This is a genomic window from Neorhizobium sp. NPDC001467 (assembly GCF_050275975.1).
GTDB lineage: Bacteria > Pseudomonadota > Alphaproteobacteria > Rhizobiales > Rhizobiaceae > Neorhizobium.
In genome coordinates this window covers 664038-677020 of the sequence record NZ_JBNNPS010000002.1, presented here as the reverse complement: position 1 = coordinate 677020, position 12983 = coordinate 664038, and the positions used below count along the sequence as shown (strand labels likewise).

The following is a 12983-nucleotide window of genomic DNA, read 5'->3' as shown; positions in this document are numbered from 1 at the left end:
ATTTCCCGGTCTCGATCTCTGGGGCGTGCCGCTGAGAAACGTCATGCGAGAACCGCTCGAAGTTCGTCGCTGACTTGGCGAAGTGGCGGGAGGTAGGCCTTGACGACATCCTCCATGGGCTCCGGCGAGGCTGCAAGCCCGGTGTTCAGCGCTGCAACCACGACGCCCCGTGCATTTCTGACCGCCACGGCAACCGACCGTAGGCCGAGTTCCACTTCCTGATCGACGGCAGCATAACCTTGCGTTCGCACGCGCGCCAGTTCAGCCATCACCGCGTCCATGTCTCGAAGCGTATGTGAGGTTCTGGCGCCAGGAGGGTGTTCGCGTAGCAGGTCACGAGCCTCGTCTTCGGCAAGTGCTGCCAGCATGATGCGCCCCATGCTGGTGCAATGGGCCGGAAGCCGTGAACCTGGCATGAGCGCAATCGACATCACCTTCCGCTGCGCCGCCCGTGCCACGTACACGATTTCAGCACCATCGAGGATGGCGAGGGAGCTGCTCTGGCCAATCCGTTCGGAAAGCTGGTCAAGCCATGGCTGGACGATACGGGGAAGTGGCATGGAGGCGAGGCAACCGGTACCCAGTCGCAGGACACGCGGCGTGACCGTGAAGAACTTGCCATCGTAGGCGCAGTATCCGTGCTCCGAAAGCGTTAGCAGGCAGCGGCGAGCCGTTGCCCGATCAAGGCCTGCGATCTCGGCAACCTGCGAAATGCTCAGCCGCGGCGTTTCCGAAGTGAAGGCTTCGATGACCCGCAGTCCCTTGGCAAGGCCGCCCATCATATCCTTCTGCTGGACCGGCATGTCGAACCTCTCTGTGCGATAATGTAACAAAGCGAACATATCGCACAAATTGGTTGAGGTCGAGCAGCCTCGGCGCTAGGTCTACTTTAGAGGTTTCAAAGGCCACAACGAGCCTTGACGGATGCAGATACTGGGAGGCGGTATGGATAAGAGTTGGGGGAACGCGGCGGAAGCAATATCGGGTATCGGCGACAGCGCGGTGGTGATGATCGGCGGTTTTGGCGGGTCGGGCGCGCCGATCGAACTCATTCATGCCCTGATAGACAGGCGCCCCAGGAACCTGACCGTGATTAACAACAATGCCGGGAACGGCAGGATCGGCATAGCGGCGATGATCGATGCCGGTATGGTCGCCAAGATGATCTGTTCGTTTCCGAAATCTTCCGATCCGCGCGCTTTCACGGAGAAATATCTCGCCGGCGAAATCGAGCTGGAATTGGTGCCGCAGGGTACGCTTGCCGAGCGGATCCGGGCCGGTGGCGCCGGTATCCCGGCTTTTTATACGCCGACCGCTTACGGCACTGAACTCGCGGAGGGTAAGCCGGTCGCGACGTTCGATGGCCGGCATTATGTGCAGGAGCGTTGGCTGAAGGCGGATTTCGCGATCGTCAAGGCGCAGATCGGTGATACCCACGGCAACCTCACCTATAACAAGGCTGCGCGCAATTTTAACCCGCTGATGTGCATGGCAGCACAGACGACCATCGCACAGGTTTCGCGCCTGGTAGAGCCGGGGGGCATCGATCCCGAACACGTCGTCACCCCGGGGATTTTTGTCAATCGCGTCGTCGAGATTTCCGATCCGCAGCAGGAAGAGGTGATGATCCGCGCCGGCCTTCGTTACGAAGGGGGGATTTACGCATGAGCGAGCACATTCCAACCGCTGCAACTTTCGACGATATCAGGCTTTCGAGCGCCCAGATGGCGTGGCGTGCCGCACAGGATGTCGGCGACGGTGCCTATGTGAACCTCGGCATCGGCATTCCGGAAATGGTGGCGCGTTACCAGCCGCCGGGCCGGCAGGCTATTTTTCATACCGAAAACGGCGTTCTGGATTTCGGCGATGCGCCGGAACCGGGGCGCGAGGACTGGGACCTGATCAATGCAGGCAAGAAGGCCGTGACCTTGAAGCCCGGTGCCGCCTTTTTTCATCATGCAGACAGTTTTGCCATGGTGCGCGGCGGGCATCTCGACGTAGCGATCCTTGGCGCGCTGCAGGTTTCGCAGAACGGCGATCTTGCCAACTGGCGGGTCGGCTCGAAGGGCGTGCCGGCCGTCGGCGGTGCCATGGATCTCGTTCACGGTGCCAAGCAGGTCTTCGTCATCACTGAACATGTGGCAAAGAATGGCGATCCCAAGCTGGTCGAGACCTGCACCTTTCCTCTAACGGGAATTGCCTGCGTGACACGCGTTTTCACCAGCCACGCGGTGATCGATATCGTCGACGGCCGCTTCGTCCTGCGCGAAAAGCTGCGTGGCATGAGTATCGCGGATCTGCAGGCGATTACCGGCGCGGCGCTTCACAGTGACGGTGAGGTGGCAGACCTCGTCGTCCCGTAAGGGCCAAACCACGATATCCGCCGGCGGCGATCGTCGCCCGGGTCCTCAAGCTTTCAGGAGCATTGCATGGCAGACGCGTTCATCTGTGATTATATCCGCACCCCGATCGGCCGCTTCGGCGGCGCCCTGTCGGCCGTTCGGGCCGATGATCTCGGTGCCTTGCCGCTCAAGGCCCTCATGGAGCGCAACAGGTCCGTCGACTGGGAGGCGGTCAGCGATGTGGTCTATGGCTGCGCCAACCAGGCGGGCGAGGACAACCGCAACATCGCCCGCATGTCGCTGCTTCTGGCCGGTCTGCCCGCGTCGATTGGCGGCACCACAATCAACCGACTATGCGGTTCGGGCATGGACGCGGTCATCACCGCCGCACGCGCCATCAAGGCCGGCGAAGCCGAACTGATGATTGCCGGCGGCGTCGAAAGCATGAGCCGCGCGCCTCTCGTCATGCCCAAGGCCGAGACCGCGTTCTCGCGCCACGCGGAAATCCATGACACGACGATCGGCTGGCGTTTCGTCAACCCGCTGATGAAAAGGCTGTACGGCGTCGATTCCATGCCGGAAACGGGCGAGAACGTTGCCGAAGACTACGCCGTGTCGCGCCAGGATCAGGATGCCTTCGCCCTTCGATCTCAGACCAAAGCGGCCGAAGCTCAGGTGAACGGCCGGCTGGCGCAGGAGATCGTGGCGGTAACCATTCCCCAACGCAAGGGCGAGCCGATCGTCGTCACCAGGGACGAACATCCGCGCGCCACGACGATGGAGGCGCTGGCGAAGCTTTCGACACCCTTCAAGAAGGAAGGCGGCACGGTCACCGCCGGCAACGCATCGGGGGTCAATGACGGAGCGGCCGCGCTTATCATCGCTTCGGAGGCGGCGGCTAGGAAACATGGTCTGACACCGATGGCCCGGATCATGGCTGGTGCAACCGCGGGCGTTGCCCCACGCGTCATGGGCATGGGTCCGGCTCCCGCATCGCAAAAGCTGATGGCCCTCTTGGGGATGACGCAGGAACAGTTCGACGTGATCGAACTCAACGAAGCCTTTGCCTCGCAAGGGCTGGCTGTGCTGCGTGAACTGGCGGTCGCCGACGACGATCCGCGGCTCAATATCAATGGGGGAGCGATCGCGCTCGGGCACCCGCTGGGCATGTCCGGCGCACGCATCACCGGCACAGCCGCGCTCGAACTGTCGCTCGGCTACGGCCGCCACGCGCTTGCCACCATGTGCATTGGCGTCGGGCAGGGGATCGCCGTGGCCTTGGAGCGCGCTTGAGCGGCCGGTGCGAGACCCACGGGCGGGGTGTCCGGGACACCAAAAGACGCATTGAACATGTCAGGGTGCTGGAGGCGATGTGCACCTGCACGGAACGGTGAAGGTCGAGCAAGCCTGGGCAGGACGCCAAGCGACTTCTGCTCAGCTTATCTGGAGCCCCGCCGCGAATGCCTTTATGACGACGTTAAGCTTTGGGCTGAGTTCGCGGTTTCGCATCCAGATGAGGTGAGCGGGGAGACCATCAGTCTCCATTTCCGGAAGTACCTGGACCAGTTCGCCTTTGTCCAGCTCATCGCGGATCAGCCAGGTTGCAAGCTGGGCATAGCCGAGCCCCGCCTGGACAGCGCGGACCTGCGCCTCGGCGCTTCCAAGAATGATACGGGCCTGGACGGGCCGTGCCTCGACCAATCCGTCGCTATGCGCGATACGCCAGGGCGTCGTGCTTCCGTCCGATCGCCCATAGAGCACCGCGCCGGTCTTCAACAGATCGTCGATGGAGCGCGGACATCCTTCGCGTTCCAGTACGGAAGGCGCCGCGCAGAAGATCAGGCGTTCCGTTCCCAGATACTGTCTGCCCAGCGATGCCGGCCATTCCTGAGATGGTGTCAAACGAACCGCGACATCCACCCTTTCGTCGACGAGGTCAACAAAGCGGTCGGTGAAGACGAGCTCCGGGGTCAGCTTTGGATGCCTCTCCACCAGATCGAGGATCAATCTCGTCCCCTGCAGATGCCCAAGCGCCACCGGCAGGTTGATCCGGAGGCGACCGACAGGCTCGCTTTCATGCGCTGCCAGCACCGCTTCCGCGTCAGCGAGGTCCGCAAGCACACGAACGCAGGTCGCGTAGAAGGCGGCCCCGGCATCCGTCAGTTCGAGGCGGCGTGTACTGCGCTCGAACAGCTTGCGGCCGAGGCGCATCTCTAGGCGACCGACGCTCTTGCCGATGGCCGAATTCGTCAGGTTCAGGCGCTTGCCCGCTGCGGTAAAGCTGCCTGTTGCCGCCGCCTGTACGAAGGCCTCTATTCCCCTCAACCGTTCGATCGGCAGCATAATCGACCCATTCTGGAAATTACGTCCAGTCCTATCGGAATTTTTGCCGCGTGACGAGAGTGAATGTCGCGCGTAGGAGTGCGGTGAAATCCGGAGTCATTGTATGAGTATCGAAACAACCACCCCCTTGGCTGGCGAGCGCAGAGCGAACGCGCCTTTGGCAGTCCTCCTGCTTGCCGTGTCCGCCTTCATCATCGTCACCACCGAATTCATCATCGTCGGTCTTCTTCCGACGCTTTCGCGTGACTTGAACGTATCGGTTTCGACGGCAGGACAGTTGGTCACGCTGTTTGCCTTCACGGTCATGCTGGCAGGCCCCTTCCTGACTGCCATGCTTTCGCACATCGAGCGCAAGCGCCTTTTCGTATTCATCCTCGTCGTTTTTGCGGGATCGAATGCCCTGGCGGCAGTCGCGCCGAATATCTGGATCTTGGCGCTTGGTCGGTTTATCCCCGCCCTTGCTCTTCCGGTTTTCTGGGGAACCGCCAGTGAGACTGCCGCAGAGCTGGTTGGGCAGGAGCGCAGCGCCAAGGCGATTTCACAGGTCTATATGGGGATCGCAGCAGCGATGGTGTTCGGCATTCCTCTCGGCACGCTCGCCGCGGACGCATTGAACTGGCGCGGCACTTTCTGGCTTCTGGCCGGCCTGTCGCTCCTTATGGCCTTCCTCCTTCTCCTGGTGATGCCCGCGATCGATAAACCGAAGAAGGTCAGCGCGGGTCATCAGGCGCGGATCCTGAGAGATCCCTTCTTCCTTGGCAACATCGTCCTGTCGGTCCTTGTCTTTACCGCCATGTTCACCGCCTACACCTATCTCGCCGATATGCTCGAAAGGATTGCCCTCATCCCGTCAGCGCAGGTCGGCTGGTGGCTGATGGGCTTCGGGGTTCTGGGTCTGGTCGGCAACTGGCTCGGCGGTCACTTCGTCGGGCGCGGTCCGCTCGCGGCAACCGCCATCGGATGCCTCGTTCTTGCCGTCGGCATGATTTTGAGCGTACCGCTGAGCTTTTCCCATGCCCTTCTGGCCACGGCTCTCGGCGTTTGGGGGATCGCCAATACGGCACTCTACCCGATCTGCCAGGTGCGCGTCATGAAAGCGGCCAGCCACGCACAGGCGCTCGCCGGAACGCTGAACGTGTCCATGGCCAATGCCGGGATCGGCTTGGGCGCGATCATCGGAGGAGCCGTGATCGAGAACTGGGGTCTCGGTTCCCTCGGATATGTCGCTGCGGCGATCGCGCTGGCCGCCGTTCTCGTGACCTGGTTTGTCAGCCAGCTGCGCAATGTCGAGAAAGCCGGCTGAGCGCGGTCCCTATGCTGGCGTCGATGGCTCCGGGCGACGCGCGGATTGGTCTCGCCCGGCCACCACATAACCGCGACTTCCGTCCATCAGAACGCGCGTATAGGGGTGCTCTACCGTGTTTTCGAGGAGTTGCCGCTTTGTGGCGATCTCGACAAATCCACCGCTCTGCATGATCGCCACACGATCGCAGAGGTGCGCGACGACCGCGAGATCATGGCTGACGAGGAGATAGGTCAGTTTCTGACGCTCCCGCAGGTCTTTCAGCAGGTTCAGAATTTCCGCCTGAATGGACACGTCGAGCGCAGACGTCGGCTCATCCAGCAGCAGGATTTCCGGTTCGAGGATGAGCGCCCGGGCAATTGCCACACGCTGCCGCTGGCCGCCGGAAAGCTGGTGGGGATAACGGTATCGGAAATTGAGCGGCAGGCCGACATCGGTGAGTACTTTTTCGATGCGCTCCTGCCGGCGATCCTTGCCATGGATTTCCAGTGGCTCCAGCAGCGTGCGCCCGATCGTGTGGCGCGGGTGGATGGAGCCGAACGGGTCCTGGAACACCAGTTGCTGCCTGGCAAGTTGCGCCCGGGTGCGTTTCTGGCCGATCGTCTCGCCGTCGATCTCGATCGAGCCGGTCCACTGCTTGTTGCGGCCGGCAAGCGCGCCGAGAATGGTGGACTTGCCGCAGCCGCTTTCGCCGACAAGACCGAAGGTCTCGCCTTTCGCGACTTCGAAAGAAACGTCCTTCACGACCTTGAGGGCCGTGTCGCCCTGTCCGTAGGACACGGCCAGATGATGGGCTTTGATCATCGTCATGTTCAGTTCTCCAACCATGCCGGATCGCGACGCAGAACTTCCAGCCTGTCTTTCGGATGGTCAAGGCTCGGCAGGGCGTTCAAAAGACCGCGGGTATAGGGGTGTTTGGCCTGATCCAGATCGGCTGCGGCAATCGTCTCGACGACGCGTCCGGCATACATGATGATGACGCGGTCGCAGAAACTGCGCACCAGATTGAGGTCGTGACTGATGAAGAGCAGGCCGATATTGCGCTCCACCACGAGGTCGTCGAGGATGGAGAGAACCTGTTGGCGCACCGTCACATCGAGCGCCGAGGTCGGCTCGTCGGCGATGATCAGCGATGGCTGGGCGATCAGCATCATAGAGATCATGATGCGCTGCCCCATGCCGCCGGAGACTTCGTGCGGGTAGAGATCGAACACCCGTTCCGGGTCACGGATATTGACGCGTTCCAGCATGGCAAGCGTGCGGCTGCGTGCCGCTTTCGGCGTGGCTTGTTCGTGCAGGATCACCGTCTCGGAAATCTGCTCCCCCACGGTCATGACCGGGTTGAGCGAATATTTCGGATCCTGCAGGATCATGGCGATGCGCCGTCCACGAATGGAGCGCATTTCCTCTTCGCTCGCCTCCATCAGGTCGATATCCTCGAACTGCATGCGGCTGGCCTTGACGATCGCCTGGGGCGGCTGAAGGCGCATGATGGCGCGGCCGGTCGTGCTTTTGCCGGAACCGGATTCGCCGATAATGCCGATTTTTTCGCGGCCGACCGAGAAGGATACGTCACGCACGGCGGTGGTGACGCCGGAGAGCGTCGGGAACTCGACGGACATGTTTTCGACCGTCAGAATGGTGTCGGATATATTAGCCATTGCGGGGATCCATGATGTCGCGCAGCCCGTCGCCGAGCAGGTTGAAGGCAAGGCTGACAGTCAGGATCGCAATGCCCGGAACCGTCGTCAGCCACCAGGCGTCGAGAAGGTACTGGCGGCCGGAAGCGGCCATTGCACCCCATTCCGCCATCGGAGGCTGGGCGCCAAGGCCAAGAAAACCGAGACCGGCCGCCGTCAGGATGATGCTCGACATGTTGAGCGTCAGGCGCACGATGATCGACGGTGCGCAAAGCGGCACGATATGGCGCAGCAGGATTCTGCCCACGCCGGCACCCTGAAGTTCGGCGGCAATGACGAAATCGGCATGGCGAAACGTCAGCGTTTCAGCACGCGCCAGACGCGCAATCGGCGGCCAGACGGTGAGCGCGATGGCAATGACGGCGTTTTCGATGCCGGGACCGAGAGCCGCCGAAAACGCCAGCGCCAGGACAAGGCTCGGGAAGGAGAGGAATATGTCGGTGATGCGCATCAGCACGACATCGACCCAGCCGCCGAGGTAACCGGCCGTTGCCCCGATCACGAAACCGATGGGAGCGACGATGACCGTGACGAGAATGGTGATGTAGAGCGTGGTGCGGGCGCCATAGACAAGCCGCGAAAACACATCACGTCCGAATTCGTCGGTACCGAACCAGTGTGTCGCCGACGGCGCCTTGAGCGCCATCAGGAAATCCTGCGCAAAGGGATCGTGCGCCGCGATGACCGGCGCCAACGCGGCGACGATAATGAGCAGAAGGACAACCGCAAAACCGGCGAAGGCGAGCGGATTGGCAACGAGGCTCAGCCAGCCAAGATAGGCACTGTGCAGGCGGGCCTGTCGTGCCGAGGTGAAGTCCTCGCTGATCAGCCAGTCATGCAGGTTGGAAAAAGTACCGGACTTGGCCATTAGCGGGTCCTCGGATCGATGAAGCGATAGACGATGTCGGAGAGCAGGTTGATGGCGATCGAAATGATGCCAATCAGAAGCACGCTGCCGAGCACGGCGTTCATGTCGGCGAAAAAGAGCGCCGACGTGAGGTAGGAGCCGAGGCCCGGCCAGGCGAAAACGGTTTCGATCAAAACCGTGCCATCAAGCAGGCCGCAATAGGCCAGCGCGATCACTGTCAGGAGCTGGACGCGGATATTGCGAAACGCATGGCGCCAGACGATCGGCCGTTGTCCGAGACCTTTGGCACGCGCCGTCAGAATATATTCCTGACGAAGCTGCTCCAGCATGAAGCTGCGCGTCATGCGGCTGAGATAGGCCATCGATGCGTAACCGAGGATGACGGCCGGGGCGATGATGTGATGAAGCGCGCTCCAGAAGACGTTCCAGTGACCGCCCAGTGCGGAATCGATCAGGATGAAGTTGGTGCGCGCCTGCACGATGCCTTCGTCATACAGGTAGATACGACCACCCGGCGGAATTGCGCCGAGATAGGCGTAGAAGACGAGGATGACGATCGTGCCGAGCCAGAAGATCGGTGTGGAATATCCCAGAAGGCCGACCACGCGGGCGAGGTGATCCACCCATGTGCCCTTGCGCACGGCTGCAATGACACCCAGCGGGATACCAAGACCCGCGCCGATGATGGTCGCAAGGGTAGCGAGTTCTATGGTCGCCGGGAAAACGCGGGCAAGGTCCCTGGAAACCGGCTGCTTGGTGATGATCGACTGACCGAAATCAAGGTGAACGACATCGTTCAGGTAATTGCCGAACTGCACGTAGATCGGCCTGTCGAGACCCATCTCCTTGTAGACGCGGTCATAGGTAGCCTGATCCGCTTGGTCACCAATCACCGCGATCACGGGATCGGCGGGCACCATGCGACCAACCGTGAAGGTGATCATCATCAGTCCAAGCAGTGTTGTCAGGATCACGACAAAGGATGTTGCAATCTTGGCGGCAGCCTTTGGAAATGGCGATTTCCTGCTCGGCGCGGCCTCGACGGTCGGGGTAATGCTCATACCACTGTCCTTGAAATTTTCTGGCGTCACTCGCCCTTGGTCACGGTGTCCCAGCGGGTGAGCCAGGTCGGGTGCCCGACATAACCCTTGACCTCGTTGCGGACCGCTTTCGGGTCGGTGCGTTGGAATGATGTGACGAGTGCCGGCGAGGACCGGAGATAGGCTTCGTTGATGCGCGCATAAAGCTCATCGCGCTTTTCCTGATCGGTCTCATGCGCCGCGGCGGTGACCATGTTCTGGATCTCCTTGGGCACATCCCAGGCGGAGCGCCAGGCGACCAGACCTGCAAGCTTGGCATCATCGGCATTGTTGGCGTTGGTGGCATAGGATTGAAGGACCGCATGGGGATCCGGCAGCCGTTCGCCTGTTCGCGAGGAGAACAGTTCGAACTGACGAGCCCGGAACTTGCCGATCTGGTCACCGATCTGCAGGTCGAGCTTGATGCCGGCCTTGGCGGCGCTGTTTTGAAGGGAGATGCCCAATTCCGATTCCGGTGTGCCGGGCTGCGCGAAATAAACTTTCGAGAACCCTTGGGGGTAGCCGGCTTCCGCCAGCAACTGCTTGGCCCTGTCGACGTCCATCTTGTAGGGCATCTCGGTGGAAGCGCCCGGCAGTCCGTCCGGAATGATGGTCTGCTGCTTGATCCCGTAATATTTCATCACCGAGGCGGCGAGACCGTCGTAATCGATGAGGTAGCGGAAAGCTTCACGCACCTTGGGGTTAGAAAGTATCTCGTCCTTCTGGTTGAGCGCCAGATAGTAGAAGCCGAAACCCGGCACTTTCTGGACCGTTACCTTGCCATCTCTTTCAAGGCCGGACAGATCCGTCGACGACAGGCGGGTGGCCACATCCACGTCACCGGCGTCGATCTGCAGCCGTTGAGCCGAGGATTCCGGCACGTGTCCCATGTAGACACGTTTCATGGCGGGTTCGCCCCTCCAGTAATCCTTGAACGCATCGGCGATCAGCAACTGGTTGGAACGCCATGTGACGAGCGAATAAGGCCCAGAGCCGGCATCTGCCGTCTGAAGGTAGTTTCGCGCCCAATCGCCGTCCTTTTCCTTGGTCGCCAGAAATTTGCTGTCGACGATCGACGTGGAGAAGCTGGCAAGCGAATAGAGGATGAGGTTGGGGTTCCAGACCTCGGGCGTCTCAAGAACGAGCGTCTGATCATCGGTCGCGCGGATAAGCTGGTCGACATTCTTGGCCGAAAATCCCCATTGGCGCAGATCGGTAGAGGGTGCCAGTCCGAGTTTGACCAAGCGATGCAGCGACCATTCGACGTCGCGAGCCGTGACAGGATTGCCCGAATGAAAGGTGACGCCCTGACGGATCTTGAACGTGAACGTCTTTCCATCGTCCGAAACCGTCCAGCTTTCGGCCAGGGATGGCTGCGGGTTGGTGATGTCGTCCGGCGGCAAGGAGATCAGGCGATCGTAGAGATTGGCGACGACTTCGGCTGCTTCCAGCTGGTTGATTTCGTGCGGGTCGAGACCGCGCATGGTCGTCATCATGATAGCGATGACCAACTGGTCTTTCGGGGTTGCAGCCACGGCGGGTCCCAGTGCCACGGCCGTCATGGCGCATGCCAGCAATGCGCGCTTGAGTGTTTTCATATCAGCCTCCCAAGGCTCCTCAACCTCGCCATATCGAAATTTCCGTATCGACATGAATTTCAAATCTGATATATCAAGTTTCACACAAATTAATGCTCGTCAACGGATTTTCGAAAAATGGCCGCTGCAGACCTGCCCAGTTCAGGCAATGCCGAGTTTGAAAAAATCGATGCCAGTTTCCAGGTCACGGTGCGCGATTACGTGCATCGCGCCATGCGCAGCGCGATCATTTCGGGACGGTTCGCGACGGGACAGAAGATCAATGAGCGCAATCTCGCAGAGCAGTTCGGGGTCAGCACGACGCCGATAAAGGAGGCGCTGCGCCAGCTGGAGACCGAAGGTCTGGTCGAGGCTCTTCCCCGGCGTGGCGTCATCATAAGGTTTAGCAGTTCGTGGGCGGAGGAAATGATCCTTGCGCGTGCGGCGCTCGAATCGATGATCGCGCATCTCGCCGCCAAACGCGTCGATGAGAAGAGCAGGGCCGAGCTTCAGGCGATCGCCGGCCGGATGAAAGAGGCAACGGCCTCGGGCGATGCGGACAGTCTGATCGCGCTCAACGAGAGGTTCCACGATCATATCCACCGCAGTTCGCAATGCGGTTACCTTTCCAAGCTGATCGAACGCCAGCAGTTTTATGACGCGAGCATCCGCCGCGTCATCCATCTGGACCCGGCCGAGCGTCAAAAGGCGCTCGATGAACATGTCGCCATTGCGGATGCGATTGCCGCCGGAGACGCCGACAAGGCCGAGCGCACCATGCGTGATCACGTTGTCCGTTCTGGCGACACGTATCTCGGCATCGTTTTCAGAAAAGAGGGAGACATTTGACGTGAGTGACAAACTTCAGGCTGTGAGGAAGGCGCTGACCGGGATCTCCGGCGTGCCGGTTACACCCTACAAGGGCGATGGCGCAATCGATACCGCGAAACTGAAAACGCTCATCAAGGTTCTTGCCGATGCCCAGGTTCACAACCTGATGGCCGCCGGAAATACGGGTGAATTCTTCACGCTGACGATGGATGAAGTGCGCGAAGTGCACGCCGTGACCATCGAGGCGGCTGCGGGCAACGCGCTCGTGAGCGCCGCCGTCGGCCGTTCACTGACGGAAGCCAAGGCGCTGGCGAAGGACGCCATTGCCGCCGGCGCCGACGCAATCATGGGCCACCATCCGATGGACCCGTTTGCAGGACCCTCCTATCAGGCCGGCTATTTCCTCGAACTTGCCGATTTCTCGACCGTCCCGGTCATCGCCTATGTGCGCAGCGACAGTTTTTCCGTTGCCGATTTCCGCAAGCTGGCCCTGCATCCGAATATCGCGGGCATCAAGTTTGCTTCGTCCAACCTCATGCTTCTTTCCGAAGTCATCCGGGCGACTGCCGACGCGCCGGCCATCTGGGTCTGCGGTCTTGCCGAAGGCTGGGCGCCTGCCTTCTACGCCATGGGCGCAAAAGGTTTTACGTCTGGTCTCGTGAACGTTTTCCCGGAACGTTCGCATGCCATCCATCAGGCACTCGAAAACGGGAATTATGCCAGCGCCCGCGCCCTGATCGATCCGATTGCAGGTTTTGAAGCGCTGCGCACGAAATACAACAACGGTGCCAATGTCACCGTCGTCAAGGAAGCGCTCGGCATGCTCGGCAACGATGTCGGACCGGTGCGCCTGCCGGGTGTTGTCGCATTGAACGAGGAAGAGCGAACGACGCTTCGCGCCATCGTCGATCGCGTCAAGGCCGAAGTCCTGGCCGCCTGA

13 protein-coding genes are annotated in these 12983 nt (G+C 60.8%); 6 read left to right on the top strand and 7 right to left on the bottom strand.

The window, feature by feature from the left end:
• Positions 1-41: 41 nt before the first annotated feature.
• The gene (locus ACQKKX_RS07900) at positions 42-803 is read right to left on the bottom strand and encodes an IclR family transcriptional regulator domain-containing protein (protein WP_427569992.1); all 762 of its coding nucleotides are present in this window, start codon (positions 801-803) and stop codon (positions 42-44) included.
• Between the two features lie 142 nt (positions 804-945).
• Here ACQKKX_RS07900 and ACQKKX_RS07895 point away from each other — a divergent pair, with 142 nt between their 5' ends.
• The 3 genes from ACQKKX_RS07895 (at position 946) to pcaF (ending at position 3635) form a co-directional block, all read left to right on the top strand.
• Positions 946-1668: a 3-oxoacid CoA-transferase subunit A gene (locus ACQKKX_RS07895; protein ID WP_427569990.1), complete on the top strand. Its 723-nt coding sequence runs from the start codon at positions 946-948 to the stop codon at positions 1666-1668.
• Positions 1665-2363, top strand: coding sequence for a 3-oxoacid CoA-transferase subunit B (locus tag ACQKKX_RS07890; RefSeq protein WP_427569988.1), 699 nt, complete (start codon positions 1665-1667; stop codon positions 2361-2363). The genes ACQKKX_RS07895 and ACQKKX_RS07890 overlap by 4 nt, the downstream gene beginning before the upstream one ends.
• Positions 2364-2429: 66 nt before the next feature.
• On the top strand, positions 2430-3635 hold the full coding sequence (gene pcaF / locus ACQKKX_RS07885) for a 3-oxoadipyl-CoA thiolase (protein ID WP_427569987.1): 1206 nt from the start codon (positions 2430-2432) through the stop codon (positions 3633-3635).
• Positions 3636-3776: 141 nt separating this feature from the next.
• Here the strand turns inward: pcaF and ACQKKX_RS07880 are convergent, their stop codons facing one another.
• Positions 3777-4685 (bottom strand): LysR family transcriptional regulator, encoded by a 909-nt coding sequence (locus tag ACQKKX_RS07880; RefSeq protein WP_427569985.1) that lies wholly within the window; start codon positions 4683-4685, stop codon positions 3777-3779.
• A gap of 103 nt (positions 4686-4788) precedes the next feature.
• On the opposite strand from ACQKKX_RS07880, the gene ACQKKX_RS07875 reads away from it, so the two are divergent.
• Positions 4789-5988 carry an MFS transporter gene (locus ACQKKX_RS07875; RefSeq protein WP_427569983.1) on the top strand — a complete coding sequence of 400 codons (1200 nt, stop codon included), beginning with the start codon at positions 4789-4791 and terminating at the stop codon, positions 5986-5988.
• Positions 5989-5997: 9 nt separating this feature from the next.
• Here the strand turns inward: ACQKKX_RS07875 and ACQKKX_RS07870 are convergent, their stop codons facing one another.
• Genes ACQKKX_RS07870 through ACQKKX_RS07850 form a run of 5 tightly spaced genes read right to left on the bottom strand, consistent with a single transcriptional unit; the run spans position 5998 to position 11233 of the window.
• A complete protein-coding gene (locus tag ACQKKX_RS07870; RefSeq protein WP_427570117.1) occupies positions 5998-6792 on the bottom strand; it encodes an ABC transporter ATP-binding protein in 795 nt (264 codons plus the stop codon).
• An 8-nt stretch (positions 6793-6800) separates the two neighbouring features.
• Entirely contained in the window at positions 6801-7649 is an 849-nt protein-coding gene (locus tag ACQKKX_RS07865; RefSeq protein ID WP_427569982.1) for an ABC transporter ATP-binding protein, read from the bottom strand.
• Complete coding sequence (locus tag ACQKKX_RS07860) at positions 7642-8556, bottom strand: ABC transporter permease (RefSeq protein ID WP_427569981.1); 915 nt, start codon at positions 8554-8556, stop codon at positions 7642-7644. Before ACQKKX_RS07860 ends, ACQKKX_RS07865 begins: the two co-directional genes overlap by 8 nt.
• On the bottom strand, positions 8556-9617 hold the full coding sequence (locus ACQKKX_RS07855) for an ABC transporter permease (RefSeq protein WP_427569980.1): 1062 nt from the start codon (positions 9615-9617) through the stop codon (positions 8556-8558). The genes ACQKKX_RS07860 and ACQKKX_RS07855 overlap by 1 nt, the downstream gene beginning before the upstream one ends.
• A gap of 26 nt (positions 9618-9643) precedes the next feature.
• Positions 9644-11233 (bottom strand): ABC transporter substrate-binding protein, encoded by a 1590-nt coding sequence (locus ACQKKX_RS07850; protein ID WP_427569978.1) that lies wholly within the window; start codon positions 11231-11233, stop codon positions 9644-9646.
• A 117-nt stretch (positions 11234-11350) separates the two neighbouring features.
• Here ACQKKX_RS07850 and ACQKKX_RS07845 point away from each other — a divergent pair, with 117 nt between their 5' ends.
• Entirely contained in the window at positions 11351-12061 is a 711-nt protein-coding gene (locus ACQKKX_RS07845; protein ID WP_427569977.1) for a GntR family transcriptional regulator, read from the top strand.
• A 1-nt stretch (position 12062) separates the two neighbouring features.
• On the top strand, positions 12063-12983 hold the full coding sequence (locus ACQKKX_RS07840; RefSeq protein WP_427569976.1) for a dihydrodipicolinate synthase family protein: 921 nt from the start codon (positions 12063-12065) through the stop codon (positions 12981-12983).